The sequence below is a fragment of the Mycobacterium sp. 23 genome (assembly GCF_048287075.1).
Lineage (GTDB): Bacteria > Actinomycetota > Actinomycetes > Mycobacteriales > Mycobacteriaceae > Mycobacterium > Mycobacterium gordonae_B.
Genome location: NZ_JBLVUX010000005.1, coordinates 6009528 through 6025104, shown reverse-complemented (window position 1 = coordinate 6025104; position 15577 = coordinate 6009528). Strand labels below are relative to the sequence as shown.

General features: G+C 67.2%; 11 protein-coding genes. 6 read left to right on the top strand and 5 right to left on the bottom strand.

Annotation, left to right across the window (positions count from 1 at the left end):
- Positions 1-12 precede the first annotated feature (12 nt).
- From mycP to eccCa, 3 genes are read right to left on the bottom strand one after another with little or no spacing between them, the layout of a single operon-like run.
- Entirely contained in the window at positions 13-1407 is a 1395-nt protein-coding gene (mycP, locus tag ACNQS7_RS28960) for a type VII secretion-associated serine protease mycosin (RefSeq protein ID WP_418015243.1), read from the bottom strand.
- Positions 1407-2867, bottom strand: coding sequence for a type VII secretion integral membrane protein EccD (gene eccD, locus ACNQS7_RS28955; protein WP_418015242.1), 1461 nt, complete (start codon positions 2865-2867; stop codon positions 1407-1409). The genes mycP and eccD (ACNQS7_RS28955) overlap by 1 nt, the downstream gene beginning before the upstream one ends.
- On the bottom strand, positions 2864-6877 hold the full coding sequence (gene eccCa / locus ACNQS7_RS28950; RefSeq protein ID WP_418015241.1) for a type VII secretion protein EccCa: 4014 nt from the start codon (positions 6875-6877) through the stop codon (positions 2864-2866). Before eccCa ends, eccD (ACNQS7_RS28955) begins: the two co-directional genes overlap by 4 nt.
- Positions 6878-6996: 119 nt before the next feature.
- Here eccCa and eccD (ACNQS7_RS28945) point away from each other — a divergent pair, with 119 nt between their 5' ends.
- Positions 6997-8493, top strand: coding sequence for a type VII secretion integral membrane protein EccD (eccD, locus tag ACNQS7_RS28945; protein ID WP_418015240.1), 1497 nt, complete (start codon positions 6997-6999; stop codon positions 8491-8493).
- Positions 8494-8498: 5 nt separating this feature from the next.
- Here eccD (ACNQS7_RS28945) and eccB read toward each other — a convergent pair whose 3' ends face one another.
- Entirely contained in the window at positions 8499-9995 is a 1497-nt protein-coding gene (eccB, locus tag ACNQS7_RS28940) for a type VII secretion protein EccB (RefSeq protein WP_418015239.1), read from the bottom strand.
- Positions 9996-10115: 120 nt separating this feature from the next.
- Here eccB and eccE point away from each other — a divergent pair, with 120 nt between their 5' ends.
- Both eccE and ACNQS7_RS28930 read left to right on the top strand, forming a co-directional pair.
- A complete protein-coding gene (gene eccE / locus ACNQS7_RS28935; protein ID WP_418015238.1) occupies positions 10116-11828 on the top strand; it encodes a type VII secretion protein EccE in 1713 nt (570 codons plus the stop codon).
- A gap of 15 nt (positions 11829-11843) precedes the next feature.
- Positions 11844-12626 carry a DUF5336 domain-containing protein gene (locus ACNQS7_RS28930; RefSeq protein WP_418015237.1) on the top strand — a complete coding sequence of 261 codons (783 nt, stop codon included), beginning with the start codon at positions 11844-11846 and terminating at the stop codon, positions 12624-12626.
- On the opposite strand, the gene ACNQS7_RS28925 is transcribed toward ACNQS7_RS28930, so the two are convergent.
- Positions 12619-13746, bottom strand: a complete 1128-nt coding sequence (locus ACNQS7_RS28925) for an FHA domain-containing protein (RefSeq protein ID WP_418015236.1) — start codon at positions 13744-13746, stop codon at positions 12619-12621. The genes ACNQS7_RS28930 and ACNQS7_RS28925 overlap by 8 nt on opposite strands.
- A 348-nt stretch (positions 13747-14094) precedes the next feature.
- On the opposite strand from ACNQS7_RS28925, the gene ACNQS7_RS28920 reads away from it, so the two are divergent.
- The 3 genes from ACNQS7_RS28920 to ACNQS7_RS28910 all read left to right on the top strand — a co-directional run bounded on the left by ACNQS7_RS28920 (position 14095) and on the right by ACNQS7_RS28910 (position 15352).
- The gene (locus ACNQS7_RS28920; RefSeq protein ID WP_055577762.1) at positions 14095-14412 is read left to right on the top strand and encodes a WhiB family transcriptional regulator; all 318 of its coding nucleotides are present in this window, start codon (positions 14095-14097) and stop codon (positions 14410-14412) included.
- A gap of 85 nt (positions 14413-14497) precedes the next feature.
- The gene (locus tag ACNQS7_RS28915; protein ID WP_418015235.1) at positions 14498-15016 is read left to right on the top strand and encodes a YbaB/EbfC family nucleoid-associated protein; all 519 of its coding nucleotides are present in this window, start codon (positions 14498-14500) and stop codon (positions 15014-15016) included.
- Positions 15017-15058: 42 nt separating this feature from the next.
- On the top strand, positions 15059-15352 hold the full coding sequence (locus ACNQS7_RS28910; protein WP_418015234.1) for a hypothetical protein: 294 nt from the start codon (positions 15059-15061) through the stop codon (positions 15350-15352).
- Positions 15353-15577: the final 225 nt, after the last annotated feature.

The following is a 15577-nucleotide window of genomic DNA, read 5'->3' as shown; positions in this document are numbered from 1 at the left end:
TTTCCGGTTCGATTAGCGCCGCAACTTCGGCTGCCCCGATTCTCGCCGTCTTCTGGCCACCGAGAAAGCCCACGCCACCGCGGCCAGCGCTACCGCACCCGCCGTCACCGAGAGCACGATGATGCGCGCCCGCTGGCTACCCGGGTCGACGTGCGGTCTGCCGGCGATAGGCTTCGCGGCCTCGGGGTTGGGCGCCTCGTTCGGCGCCGGAAGGCGATAGGTCAACGCGGCGATCGGGTCGACGACGCCGTACCCGGTGGCCTCGTTGGGGCCGGCACCCGGGGTGTGGGCGGTGCGCTTGACCAGATCGATCACCTGACCGGCGTTCAGTTCGGGAAAGCGGGATCGGATCAGAGCCACCACACCGGACACGAACGGCGCCGCGAAGCTGGTGCCGTTGATCGGCGCCAATCCTTGCTGGCTCATCACGGCATTGATCAGTCCGGGACCGCCGGAGTCCAGCGAGATGATCCGTTCGCCCGGCGCCGCCACGCCTACCCAGGGACCGTGCAGGCTGAAATCGGCGGGCTCCCCAGACGTTGTCAGCGCCCCGACGGTCAGCACGTAGTCGCTGAACCAGGCCGGGCTGGCGATGGTGCGCACCGAATCCCATCCGCTCTTCAGCGGCATGTTCGGGTCGGGCATCGCATTCTGGGCCTTGCACAGTCCCTGGTTGTTGAAGTTGCCCGCTGCGGCCACCACCACCACGTTGCGCTCGTAGGCGTAGCGCACAGCGCGCCCGAGTTGCGCGTCGTCCAAGCCACCACCGACCGGGCTGCAGGCCACCTCGGAAAGGTTGATGACGGTGGCGCCCAGATTGACCGCCCGCGTGATGGCGTACGCGAGCGTGACGGTGTTGCCGTAGCCCGGCGAGTTGGCGTTGGGGTCGTTGGCCTGGCCGGAGCCGCCCTCTTTGACGCCGTAGACGGTGCTGTTCTGACGGATCGAGAGAATAGTCGCCTCGGGCGCGACCCCCGCGAAGCCGTCGGCCGGGCTGGGCGCACCGGCGATGAGCCCTGCCACCAAGGTTCCGTGGGCGTCGCAGTCCTGCAGGCCGTCGGAATTGGACACGTAGTCGCCGCCGCCCTCCAACAGCGGCAACCGCGGGTGGCGGTTCACCCCGGTGTCGATCACCGCGACCTTCTGGCCGGCGCCGCGGGAGAATCGCCAGGCGGCGGTGTAGTTCAGCATGGCCTCGGCGCTGGTCTGCAGGGTGAAGTCGGTTTGCGGCAGCACCCCGGTCGGGACTCCGCAGATCGCTTTGAGGTCGGTCGGCTCGGGGGGACCCACCGGGCCGTTGGGCGGCGGTCCGGGTTCGACGACCGGCGGCTGAATAGCCGATGCCGGCGCGGGATCGGCCAGCACCGCCAGCAACACCGCGCCCAGGACCGCAACGAACCGGTTCATCAGATTCCCAGGCGCTGGTAGACGCCCACCACCCAGAGCGCCAACGGGATCAACGATCCGGCCGCCAGGTACTCCGCATAGGAAAGGAGCGTGTCCATTCGATGCGGCGCGCCGTTGCCCGGCGTCGTCAGGCCGGCGCACGCGGCACCCACCGCGACGGCGAGCAGCACGCCGAGCGCCGCGAGCGGCATGGGCGCTGATCCGTTCTGTGCCGTCACGCAGGTGCTCACCAGAATCACCACGGCCGGTGTAGCCACCGCCGCGCGTTCGAACCAGCTGTGCAACGTCCGGCTGCGCAACGCCAGCACGGCGGCGACCGCCAACGCGAACACGAACGCCGGCCAGTCGACGACGGTGCGCAGCAGCAACGTCACGCAAACCGCCGCGGTCGCGGCCAATCCGGTCAGCAGCCCCGCTCGCGTGATCGAAGCGGACTTCGCCCTGTTCCACACGGCTTCCGCGGTCGGCATCGCCGTGCCCGAATCACCGTTGTCGGTCGCGGCCGACGGTTCGAACGGGTTCTCGAAATCCCATTCCTCGCGCTTGGTTTCGACGGTGACGGTCGGGGTCTCGAATCGCCCCAGCCGCGACGTCAACCGCCGCACCAACAGACATCCGAGCGTCGCCACCACCGCTCCGGTCACGGTGACGATGTCGGCACGAGCGTGCAGGGCGCGAGCCACCAGCACGACACCGACCAACCCGAACGTCAATGCTGCGGCCAGATACGCCCAGCGCCCCGTCCCGATCACCCGGTCGTACACCGCGCACAGCACCGACACCGACCCGCAGGCAGCGGCCAGCCCTGAGTAGCCGTACTGGCCCAGCACCGCGAAGGCGATCCCGGCCGTTATCGGGATCGCCGCCCACCCCAGCGCCGCGGCCACATCGGGCAATCCGTACGAGCGGTGCGCCATCGTGGCCCCGCCGACCAGCGCCAACAGCACCGCGCCGGCCACCCCGACGATCAGGTACCGGTTCACCGTGCCGGACGGAGCGATCAGACAATAGACCATCGCAAGCGAAGCGAGATGCACCCCGGCGAACGCCATCCAGCGCGCCGACACCGAATCCCAAGCGGCATAGGCGGATTTATTCAGGCGGCCGACCGCGTCCACCACATCGTCGTAGAGGGTGGGCGGCGTCAGCGCCTGTCGCGGCGTAAGCCGCAGCAGCTCCCCGTTGACCACCCCGGCATCACGCAGCGTCTGCTCGGGTCGCAGCTCGGCACCGCTGTGGAAACGGCTGAGCACCCAGAACGTCCGGCGCTCATCCTTCGAGTCCTCTTCTGCGTCGCGGGAACTGATCAGGCGCGCCACTTCGGGGACGAAACCGGACACCGGAACATCAAGTGGCAGTGCGATATCCAGCTGCGTCCGGCCTCCGAAAACCGACACCCGGATGTGATCGGGTGCGGCCGAGACCACCCGGACCCGTCTCAGTTCGCTGACGCCGGTCACAGGTCGGCGATTCTGGACAGCTGGATCACTCCACTCTTGGCGGTGCGAGAGATCAGCATTCCGCGACCGGGCGGCATTTCGCTGGCTTTGTAGCCGAACAGCGCTCCTTCGTCCTTGGTTCCGCTCATCACCAGAGCGTTACAGGACAGATCCTTGAGCCGGCCGACGAAAGGGTCCATCATCGCGCGTCCGGCTCCGCCGATCCGCCGGGCGACCACGATGCGCAGGCCGATGTCACGCGCCTGCGGCAGGAATTCGACCAGCGGGCTCAACGGGCTGCTGATGGATCCCGTTGCCACGAGGTCGTAGTCGTCGATCATCACGAAGATGTCCGGACCCGACCACCACGATCGCTCCTTGAGTTGCTGCTGGGTGATGTCGCTGGGCGGGATCCGCTCCCGCAATGTCTCGGCGAGGGCGCCCATCAGTTCCGTGCAGGACTGGGACGCGGTGGCGTAGCCGCCCAGATAGTCGTTCGCGACAACGCCGAGCATCGAGCGGCGGTAGTCGACGAGCACGATCTTGCACTGCTCCGGGCTCGCGTTCTCCATCACGCCGGTGGCGATGTTGCGCAGCAGACCGGTCTTGCCGCATTCCGCTTCCCCGAACACGACCAGATGTGGTTGCGCGTCGAAATCGAGTACAACGGGCATCAATTCGGCCTCGTTGATGCCGATGGCGAAGCGGGCCTTGCCGAGCATTCGGGCCGATCCCGCCACCCGGACCACCGCCGCACGGTCCACCTTGTGCGGCAGCATCCGCACGCGTGGCGCCTGCCGTTTGCCGTAGTGCGTCCGCATTGCCTTGACCGCGGCCGACACTCCGTCGGGCAGATCCTCGACCCCCGAACTGGAGTCCAGGCGTGGCAGCGCGACGAGGATGTGCAGCCGTTCGTGACTCATCCCCCGGCCCGGCCGGCCGACCGGGATCAGCTCGTTGAACCTGCGGCCCACGTCGCTGTCGAGCGCATCACCCAGCTTCAGCTCGATGCGGGTGCCGAGCATGTCCTTGACGGCAGCACGCATCTCCATCCAGCGCGTCGCCGAGATCACCAGGTGGATGCCGTACGAAAGACCCTGGACAGCAAGCGAGTTGAGGGTCGGCTCCAGCATCTCGAAGTCGCTGCGGATCGATGCCCAGCCGTCGATCACCAGGAACAGGTCACCGAACTTGTCCTTGCTCAACGGATCCCGTGCCGCCACCTCGGGTGGCAGCGTCGCCAGGTGCGCTTTGCGCTGGCGGAAGTCGCGCATCGACTCGATGCCCAGATCGCGGAACCGCACCTCGCGGGCACGCAACACCCCGGCCACTTCGGCCACGGTTCGCCGGATCCCGTCGGCGTCCATCCGGCCGGCGACCCCGCCCACGTGCGGCAGGTTGACCAGGCTGGTCAGCGTGCCGCCACCGAAATCCAGGCAGAAGAACTGCACCTGCTCGGGCGTGTGGGTGGCCGCGGCCGACATGATCAAGGTGCGCAACGCCGTCGACTTACCCGACTGCGGCCCACCGACCACCGCCACGTTGCCCTGGGCGCCGGACAGGTCGACCATCAACACGTCGCGACGCTGATCGTAGGGCCGGTCCACCACCCCCATCGGTAGCCACAGCCGTCCGTCGAGGTTCTCGGGGGCGGACCAGTTCGCATCGGGCAGTAGCTGATTCACCGCGGGGCTTTCGTCCAGCGGCGGCAGCCACACCTCGTGGGCCGGGCGGCCGTGCCCCCGCAGCCGCGACACCACGACGTCGAGCAGAGTCGTCCGCACCGGGGACGACGAGATGCTGGGGGCATCAGTCTCGACCACCGGAACCGTCTGCACCGGGTCCTTCTTGACCGGCGTCGCGGTGAACAGCTTGGGCGCCAGCGCGCCCAATTGCCTGCCGCGGCCGGACTGCGCCCGGCGTGGCCGGACGTATTCACCGGAGACGTAGCAGGTGTTGAACCGAACCGGTTCGGAGGCATCGCATTTCAGGAACGCCGACCCGGGGACGCTGGGCAGGTGGTAGGCGTCCGGCACGCCGAGGACGCTGCGCGACTCCCCGGCCGAGAAGGTCTTGAGCCCGATCCGGTAGGACAGGTGGGAATCCAGCCCGCGCAGCTTGCCTTCCTCGAGGCGCTGCGATGCCAGCAGCAGGTGCACGTGCAGGGACCGGCCCAGTCGGCCGATCATCACGAAAAGCTCGGCGAAATCCGGCTTCTGCGAGAGCAGTTCGGAGAACTCGTCGACGATCACGAACAGCGCCGGCAGCGGATCGAGCTCGGCGCCGTTGGCCCGGGCGCGCTCGTATTCGTTGACGTTGGGAAAGTTGCCGGCCGACCGCAGCAACTCCTGACGGCGGTTCAGCTCACCGGCCAGTGCGTCGCGCATACGGTCGACCAGGATCAGCTCGTCCTCGAGGTTGGTGATGATCGCCGCGATGTGCGGCACCCCTTCCAACCCGAGAAACGTTGCGCCACCTTTGAAGTCGACCAGCACCATGTTGAGCACCTCGGGCGAGTGCGAGGTGACCATCGACAACACCAGCGTGCGCAGGAACTCCGACTTGCCCGAACCGGTGGCGCCGATGCACAGCCCGTGCGGACCCATGCCGGATTCCGCGGACTCCTTGATATCCAGTTCCAACGGCTGGCCGTTGGGTGTGTATCCGATCGGCACGCGTAAACGTTCGCGTGGGGAGCGTTTTCGCCAGACCTGCTCGGGAACGATCTCGGCGGCATCGGGAATCTTGAGCAGGGCCATCAGGCCCGGGTCGGTGGCGCGTGCATCGGCCTCCAGGTTGACGATGTGCGCGGCACTGGCCAGCCGGTAACGACCGATCCGGCGAGCCGTCGCCTCGGCTTCGGCGACGGTGATCGTGTCCGGGGTGGCGAATCGTTCGACACCGACCGCGGTGCGCGCGCCGACGTCATCCCCTTCGACCGTGAGTTGCAACCCGCGCCGGTTGGCCGGGGCGTCGGCGCCGTTGAGGTCCAGCAGTGTGACGCTGTCCAGGCCGGCGTCAGTCACCAACCGCTCTGACCCGGTGATGTATCCGTCGTCGATCACCACCACGAGGTGCTTGAGACCCTTGGTCGGCTCCGCGTTGCGGCTGAACCGGCCCCGCTCCCCCAAATCCGTTGCGAGCGAACGCTCCAACAGCTCCAGCCCCGGGAACAGCAATCGCATCGAACCGATTCCGTCGCGGGCGGTGGCGTGCTGGGCGTGCGGCAACCACTTGACCCAGCTCCAGTTCTCGCCGTCGGGGTTGGCCGTCACCACCGCGACCTGCACGTGGTCCGGGCCGTGAAATGCGCACAGCTCCAAGATCATCGACCGCACCAATTGCCGTGCCAGCTTGCGGTCGCCCTCGAAGGTGATCGCCGGGAACGCGCGCAGCGAGACCGCCGTCGGCAACGCGTGCACCACCGAATGCGTCTTCACGAACCTGCGCAGCGCGACCGTCGACACCGGCTCCAGATCCTCGGGCGGCCCGGTCTCCGGCGCGAGGAGCCGGGTGGCCAGGCGGTGGGTGCCGAGACCGACGCGAACATGGCAGAAGTCGTTGTCGGTGGGGCGCCGCTCCCACATCCGGCGGGTGCCCACCACGTCGGCCAGCGCCCGCGGATCGGGGTGGCTCCACTCCAGCGCCGTGCGCTGGCCCGCTCCGGTCATATCGGCGTCGTCGCGCAGGTTGGCCAGGTAGCTGAAGTAGTCCTTGCGTTCTTCGTTCAGTTCAGCCGCGGCCTTACCGGAGCGGCCACCACCGCCGATGAACATGCCGGCCATGGACATGACCATCATCATCGGGAAGATCAGGAACATCGGGTTCTTCATCAGATCCCGGCCCCCGACGGTCACCATCAGCGCGATCATCCCGACGACGGCGACGATCATCACAAAGGGCAGCAGCCGCATCAGGAGGTTGCCGGGTATTACCCGCGGCACCTCAGGCGGCGGCTGCAGGTTGACTTCACCGCCGGGCATCCGTGGCGGTGAAACCCGCAGGCGGCGCACGAAACCCTGCGTACTCAACGCCTCATCCCTTGAAATCCCCCCAAATCACGCGTAATTCCAAAATTGGCTCAGATTTGCCCCTCGGCGCCTAGGTAATGTCACCAGCAAATGACACAACCCGCAGGAGGCCGACAGCGATGACTCTACCGCCGTCGCTGTCTGAATTAGACGCAGAATCCGAGGCCGAGCCCACGCTCAGCCGGGTGACCCTGGTGGTGGGCGATCTGCGGCTTGACGTCGGGTTACCGCCCAACAACAGCATTGCCGGGTTCATCGACGAAGTGATCGACATCGCCAACGAGCAGCTCGCGGCGCACCCCGGCGGTGACGACCTCATCTTCGACACGACCGAGGGAAAGTGGACCCTCGCCCGTCTCGGTGAAGACGCGATCGACCCGGGCCGCTCGCTGAGCGAAGCCAACATCTACGACGGCGAGTTGCTGGTGATCCGGGAGATGGATCAGCCCGCCCGCCCGCTGCTCTTCGACGACATCCAGGAAGCCCCAGCAGACGAGGCCACCCGCAAACACCACGCGGCACTCGGCTGGCTCTCGCGCGACGCACGCCTGATCACCTGCTTCGGCGTCGGCCTGGCCGCCACTGTCACCGTTGCTTTCCTGCTGCCGCGCCGAACCGCGGAGTTCTACGTGCCGGCGACCGCGCTCGGCATCGGCGTCCTCGCGGTGATCATCGCCTGCCTCATCGCCTATCGTTCTGCCGGCGCCCGGCGCTCGGAGTGGCTGGCCGCCGTCGCCACTCCCCTGTTGTTCGGCGGTGCCCTGTACGTGGTCCCCGACGGCTTCGGCGCGAAGTCGCTGCCGATGGCCTTCGGCTTGACCGGGCTCGGGTCGCTGCTGGTGTTGCTGATCACCGGCCGGGGTCGCGCGTTGCACACCGCGGTGATCTCGCTGGCGGTCATCGGTGGAACGGCGGGCGTGGCCGACCTGTTGTGGAATCCCGCGCCGCGGGCCATCGGAGCGGTACTGGCGACGGTGTCGGTGATCGTCGTCTACCTCTCGCCCCGCGTGACCATCCTGCTGGCCAAGCTGCCGGTTCCGCGGGTACCGACTGCCGGCGAGCCGCTGGATGACATCGAGACCCAGGGCGGCACCACCGTCGAAGGTGTCAATGCCGTAGGCAAACAGGTGATCCCGACCGAGGAAGGCATGACGGTACGGGTTCGGCGAGCCAGCCAGTACCTGACCGGCATTCTGGCCGCCGCCGCGATCACAGCGACCGCCGGCTGCTACCTCGCGCTTGACTTCAGCAGCGGATTTTATTGGCAGGGAACAGTTTTCGTCGCCGCAGTGGCCACCGTGCTGTGCCTGCGCGGACGCAGCCACCACGATCTGGTGCAGTCGGCGACGCTGGTCGCCGCCGGCATGACGATCGCGCTGCTGTCCATCGTCAAAATGACGGCCGACCTCGACGGCCGGCAGTTCTATGCCACGCTGGCCCTGGGGATGCTGATGGTGCTGATCATCGCCTGCGGTGTCGTCGCGCCGCGGCTGGAGTTCTCACCGGTGATGCGCCGCCAGGTCGAGATCCTGGAATACCTCGCGATCGTCCTGGTGTTCCCACTGTGTTTCTGGATCGTGCGGCTCTACGCGGTATTCCGCGAGCTGCGCTTGTAGAGCGTTCACGACTTCGGCGGTTCGACCTTCGAGCCGCGTGGGTCGGCGCCCATCCCGTCATGCGCGACCAGCGCGGCCTCCTGAGACAAGTCGGGGCCGGCCGGCAACAGGGACACGACAGGCCACGGCGCCAGCTGCGGGACGTCGGCGTCGACCCGGGGATCGTGCACGCCGGTGACGCCGAGCGCGGCAGCCGTGGGCAAGTCCTTGATGTGGTAGCGCACCCCGGCGTCGGAGACGTAGAACAGTTGCCCCAGGGCCCGGCTGTCCGCTTCGGCCCCGGTGGCCTGGATGTACTCGCCGGTGCCGGGCTTGACGTACACCGAGTCGACGCCCGGCCCGTTGCCATCCCCGGTGGCCAGACCGACGGGCTGGGCACCGTCGGGAATGGGCAGCCGATGCCCGACCAGCAAACCGACCGTAGCTTGGGCGGCGGAGTTCGCCCTTTCCCATGCCATGCACACCACCCGGTCCGGTTCGGCGTTGACGATCTGCGGCGACACGCTCGGGTAGTGGTCGACAGGCAGCGTGTGCACGATGGGAACCTGGCTCACCAGCGACGGTGGCACTTCGCGCGCTCCCTGCGAGGCGGCCTCGGTGGGGTTGCTGTACCGGATGATGTCGGCGGCGGCCGAGGAAACCGGTTGCAGTCCGTTGGGCAGCACCACGTAGAGCTGCTCACCGCGCGAGTCGACGGTCTTGACGATCGAGCCCACCGGATGTCCGGCGGGCAAACCGGGAATGGGGCTGCCGGCACCGGCGATGGTCACCGGCCGGATGGGCGGTGCCAAGGGAAAAGCGTTGAGCAGTGCACCCGAGATCGGTCTGGTCGCCGCGTTCTGCAGGTGCAACGCGTTGAGCACCACCGCGTCGTTGGGGTCGATCAACGCGCGCACGCCGTCGAAGATCAGATAGACGGCGTCGCCGGATCTCACCAACAGCATCTGCGCGGGCGCGGCGCGGCGGATGTCCTCGCTCAGCGTCAGATCGCCCGCGATCACCGTGGTCTGCACGCTGGCCACGCCGGTGCTCCTGGCAACGTCCGGGGTCTGCACCGAGTCACACGCCGTCCACCCCGACGTCCGCATGTCCGCCCCACCGTGAATGCTGTTGGGCGCGCCGATGATTCCCACCATGGGACCGCGCGGCAGCTGGTTGAGCCATTTGTCGCTGACCGATTTGGGGGCGTCCGGCTTCCCGGTGATCAGCCGCGCGGACGCGAGGTTGAGCACCGGATGCAGGCGGTCACCGATGCGGACGTACAGTCCGCCGTTGGACGTACTGAGCAGAATCTGCGCATCACCGATGTTGGGCGACGGCTTGAAGAAGGCGAGCACCCCGGCCGCCCCGGTGATCAGGACGGCAATCACCAGGCCCACCAGCAGCGAGCGAATCTGGCCGCGCATCGGGTCGTGGATCATCCGGGAGTCAGCGCGAATCAGCGCGTGCTCCAACCGGCGGATCAAGAACCGATACCCATTGACCTGCGCACGCGTAGTCACTTGCGCGGGCATATCCACCCCCATCAGCGTCGGGCAAGCACCGAGCCTCGGTAGCGTATAACAACGTCAGCGGCCAAATCCGCGCGAATTTTCACCCACCGCTGTGGATAGGATCGCTCTGTGCCGCGTCGTCCCGCCCACCCAGCGGCGACGCCCGGAAAGGGCGCGCCCTCGGAACAGAACGAATTGCGGTCGACGACCGACATCGGCGCCGCGCGTCTGCTGCCCCTCCCCGACCTGCTGGTTCTGCAACTGATCGTGGCCGCCGGGACGGTGGCGGCGCAGCTTCTCGGTTTCCCGGGCTGGCACGGCAGCATCGCCGGACTGGCGCTCGCTCTGGCCCTGGTGGTCCGGCTGCGTGGCACGACGCTGCCGCGGTTGGTCGCGTCACGGACCGGGTTCTGGTGGCAGCGACGTAGACGAATCCGGAAAACCACACCGGCCGAACCCTTCGACGTGCCGATGGCTGACGGTTCCCTGATCGGCTTTCGTTGGGACGGAAGCACTTTGATGTCGCTGCTGCAGATCGAAGAGAACCCGCAGGCGATGACGATCATGGAGCCGGGCATGACGGTGTCCGGGGAGACCGTCCCGGTGCAGGCTCTGGCGGACTGCCTGCGGCAGTTCGACATCACGCTGGATTCGATCGACGTGATCAGTCAGGGCGCCCGGTCGCAGGGCCACAGTCAGGTCGCCGCGGTGTACGACGCGGTCCTGGGCCCGCTTCCCGCGATCGCCCAGCGCAACGTATGGATCGCCATCCGTCTCGACCCGTCACGGTGTGCAGCCGCGGTGCGCCGGCGCGGCGGCGGCCGCAACGGGATCATCCGCACCGCCGGCACCGCGACCCGCCGGGTGGCCGACAGGTTGACCGAGGGCGGCCTGCGTACCCGGGTGTTGACCGCCGGCGAGATCGGGCAGGCCACCAACCAACTGACCGACGGCGTGGATCTGACCACCGTCGAGGAGACCTGGCGCACCTGCCGGGAAGGCCGCTTCCGGTTGCGCAGCTTCGCGATCAGGCCACGCATGCTCACGACGGCCGGGCTCGGCCTGCTGTGGACCATCCCCAGTTACTCGACCACCATGACGCTCTCGTTGCGCCACGACGATCTTCGTGGGCCGATCCAGATCCGGGGAATGGCCCGATTCGACACCCACGGCCGCGCCCGCATCCAGCTTCGTGGACTGACCCATTTGCGTGGGCAGCAGTACTCCGCCCTGGCCGCCAGCCTGCCGGTGCCCCCGCCACCCCGGGCGGTTCAAAAGTGGTCGTACGCAAGCGATCCAGTCGATTTTCAGGAACTGCGAATACCCGCCTCCGGTTGTGGGCAGGTGATCGGTGCCGACGATCACGGCCGCGCGGTTGCTCTGTCGCTGTTCGGCCCGCAGATCCGGCGCGTCGAGATCGCCGGCACCTTGCATCTGGCCCAGCAGGTGGTGTTGCGTTCGCTGGCGCTGGGGGCGCACGTGCTGGTGCACAGCCGGCGTCCGACGAAGTGGCGCACCATGGTCGACGAGGTGGACGACCACGATCTGCTGTGGGTGTCGGACTTCAACCGCGGGTCCATGCAGGCCGGCGCCGATCGCAACTACTCGGTCGAGATGTTCGACGGAGTGGCCGAGCAGTCCGTTCGGGTGGGTGTGACCGCGATCGTGGTGGTCCCGCCCAATTCGCCGGTGACGGCCAACGCGGACGTCGCGCTGGAATCGCTGAGCATAGACACCGATACCGTCAAGGTGAGCACGCGCACCGGCTCGTCGGTCGTGACTATGGTCGCCACCGACGAAGAGATGCGATACCTCAAAGCGTCGTTCGCCGCCGAAGACTGACTCAGAGGAGCGATCATGGCCTACCCCGGCAGCCAGAGCTATCACCCGGCCGACCATGCCGGCGGCTATTCGCAGTGGACCCCGGAACCCGAGACCGGCACCAAGGTTTCACACCGCCACTTGACCTGGGCCGTCCTGCTCCTGGGCGGGTGTTCCTATCTGGTGAGTTTCGGGCCGATGCTCAACGGCTTCGGGATCGACTGGGATGTGCGCTTCGCCGTCCTGGCCGGGCTGCTCGCCGGTTTCGGACTTCTACCCCGGCAGACGTCACCTTCTGGTCAGTCCGGCAAGATCGTCACCGCGCTGGCGACGATCGGATTCCTCGATGCCCTGTCCCGCGTGCTGGTCCTTCCCGAGGGCGTTCAGCCCGGCTGGGCCATGTGGGTTGTGCTGGTGCTCAACGGTTTACAGGCCGGTGCGGCCATCGGCGCACTGCTGACTCAGCCGAGCGCGTCCGATGAGCAGCAAGCCTGGTACGCGGCATACGCCGAGCAGTACGCACAGGCCGCGGCCGAGTATTACGGCGAGTACGCAGACCAGGAACAACCCGAGGCCGGATACGAGAGCGGGACCGCACACGCCCAACAGGCGCAACAGGTCTCCGCCCCGGAACCCAGGCGGGCCGTGGCACCGCAACAGGCGAGTTACGACGAATTCGTCGGCCACGCGCAGCCCGGGCAGGCGTCCACCCAACATGCGGCACCGCCGGCGGCCGGCCTGCCGAACGTGGCGCATTCGGCGGCGACCGCCGAACAGCAGCACGTTGCGAGCGAGTCGCAGTACCGCGCGTCTAACTGACCGAGAGCTGCCCGATCAGCGTGGTGATCGCGGCTGCCACGTCGTCAGGGATGGGCCGTTCGGCCTCGGCGTCAGCCAGTGCGTCAGCGTGCAGACCCGCGGCGGCCGCGGCCTCGTCGAGGCTGAGGGCGGCGCGGTGGCGAGCTTCGTAAAGCCGTTGCCCCAGAGTCGCATTCGGAGATTGCGCGGCCTTGGCCATCACATCGTTGTAGGTGCGGCGCACCGTGCTCAACGCCAACACCACCGAGGGGGTGCCTTTGGCGTTGCGGGCCGCGCTGGCCGCGACGTTCTCGAGCTTGCGCAAGTCAGCCAGGATCTTGGTGACCTTCGGGGTGAACGCGGGTTCCGACGGTTCGGGAAGCTCTTGGGTGGCGGCGCTGATGGAGTGCATCGCCAGTTCGACCGCTTCGGCCATCAGCGGCGCTCGAACCGTGTCGGTGAGCGACTCGGTCGCCTCGTCGGTGACGCCCGGCATCTCGGCCGGCGCGGTCGCCGGCCCCGAGATCGGTATCACCGCAGATCCGCTCCGGATGCGGGCGATGGTGCCTGGCGACCACTGCAACGCCTTCTCGAGCTTGGCCAGCGTGCCGCGCCGCGGCCAGCTACGTCCCTTCTCGAAGGCGATCAATGTGCCGGCGTTGATGATCTTGTCCTTGGCCAGCCCGCGCTGGGTGATCTCGAGTTCGCTGCGGCGCGCGGCCACCGCCTGCCCCGCGCGCGCGACACCCGGGTCGAGGTCGGCATCCCACCACTCGTCCTCGTCGGACTCGGGAAGGTCGATTACGCCGGTGACATCGTCCGCCTCGGGTGTCAGCGTGACAGGGAAACCCTCCGGGTTGGCCAGGTGCAGGGTCGTCGCGCCGGAGACCAGCACCGAACTACGTCGCACGCCGTCCAGATACATGCCATTGGTGCTGGTGTCGATGGCCTGCCAGCCTTCGCGGTGCGGTTCCAGACGAACATGCCAGCGCGATATCCGGTCGTCGGCGAGACGAACGGTGGCGGAATTGTCCCGGCCGATGATGGCGATACCCGCCCGCGGGTCCAGGGTGTGGACCTCGTCGCCGAGTCGCACCACCAGAGCAGGTGGCCATTTGTACACCGCCTGGTCAGACGTCACTGCGCTTCTCCCCCGGCTCGAACCCAGAAGTCTCAGGCACGTCGCAAAAGCCTTCCGTCGGCACTACGTTTGTAGATGCTACATCTTTCCCGCTACGGCTCCGCAGCCGACATCGCACCCTGGACATATTTTTACCGCCTTATCTGCGGTTTTTCCGCGCAAGTCGGCGTTGCCCGGTAATAATCCGAACGAGACAAGTGCCACGATTCAGTTGTAGTACACATGTCTAACACCGCTAAATCGGACTTAAAGTTGTAGCTGCTACGGTTTAGATGTTGCATAGATGCTAGATTTGTGGTTATGTCGTCGCATCGACGGCGCGTGCGCGCCCGAACTGGGAGGAAAGCGATGACTGCTGCGGCAATTCCGTTGTCCACACCGCTGAACGAGTACGTTCCGGCGTGCACCAGCGAGCCCGAGCGATGGACTACCACCGAGCCCGACGAGGATGCCAAGGCGCTCTGTCTTGCGTGCCCGCGCCGCTGGCTGTGCGCCAGCGAGGCCTACCAGGTCACCGGCGTCGAGGGTCTGTGGGCGGGAGTGGTGATCCCCGAGTCCGGGCGGGCACGTGATTTTGCACTGCGCCGACTGCGCGCTCTGGCCGAACGCGGCGGCTACCACGTTCGGCCGCGCCGTCGCGGGCGGCCCCGCGGATCGCGCAACTGAACCCGGGCGGGGAAAACTCGCGCATGTTTGTCCGCCGGCGGCACCGTAAACTATCGGCACAGCTCAGATCGTTTTGGGGGAAGCAGTGAGCGGTCTCGGTGACCTGTTCGGCGGCGTGAATTCCGAAGGGCTCGATGTCGAGCAGTTGCTTTCGCATCTGCAGGAGTTCACCGGTTCGGCGGCCCAATCCGCGCAGCGGATGGCGATCGAGACCGCGGACGCGTGGTCGAAGGACGACCTGGCGCACGTCTGGGTGAATGCCCAGGGCGTCGTCGTGCAGGTCGAGTTCGACGAGCGCCTGTTCCCCGACGCAACCGGCGCCGAGGCGGGTGTCGCAGTCGTGCAGGCCGCGCAGGCGGCCGCTGCCAAGATGCGGGCGAAGACCGACGAGTTTCAGACCGGGTTGTGGCAACAGGTGGCTCAGTTCGGGGTGCAGCCGATCAACGAGATCGACGAGTTCAAGGCGCTGCAACCGCGGGTGCCGCTGTCGGCGCCCGGTTCACGGGAAAGGCATGCGGCCGCCGAACCCAACCCCGGCGCGGGGACCGGTCACGCGGACATCGACTCGCAGGATTGGCGGCCGAGCATCCGCGATAAGGACTGATCGCGACAGCAACTCACGGTCGGGCGATGAAGGAGAGGCACCATGGCAGAACGGTTCGAGTATGACGACGGGACGGCCCGCGCGGGCATCTCCCAGTTCGATGAACTCGGAGCCTCCCTCGGCTCGTTGATCGACAGCTTGAACAGCGAGCTGTCCGGTGATTCGCCGTGGTCGCATGACAAGATCGGCTCGAGTTTCGCCGGCGAATTCGACCCGGATCGTTCGAAGGTGATCGGCAATGCGGGCGATCTACGCAAGGCGATACAGAGCGTGGCGCCGACACTCACCGACGCTGCCGACAACATCGTCGCTCAGGACGGCGGCACGGCCGGCTAAGCGCCGCCCGGGACCGACCGGAACCATTGCCGTGAAACGTTTTTGGGCCCGCCTCAACATCCTGGGCGCCTGATCCGTGGGCATCGAGATACCCGGTTGGCTGCGATGGGTAGGCGATCTCATCGGCGAGCCGTTCCCCGAAGGAGACGAGACTGCGTGCCGCCGCCAGGCCGACCGATGGCGGCACTACGCAGATCAGTTGGAGTCGCACAGAGATGGACTGTC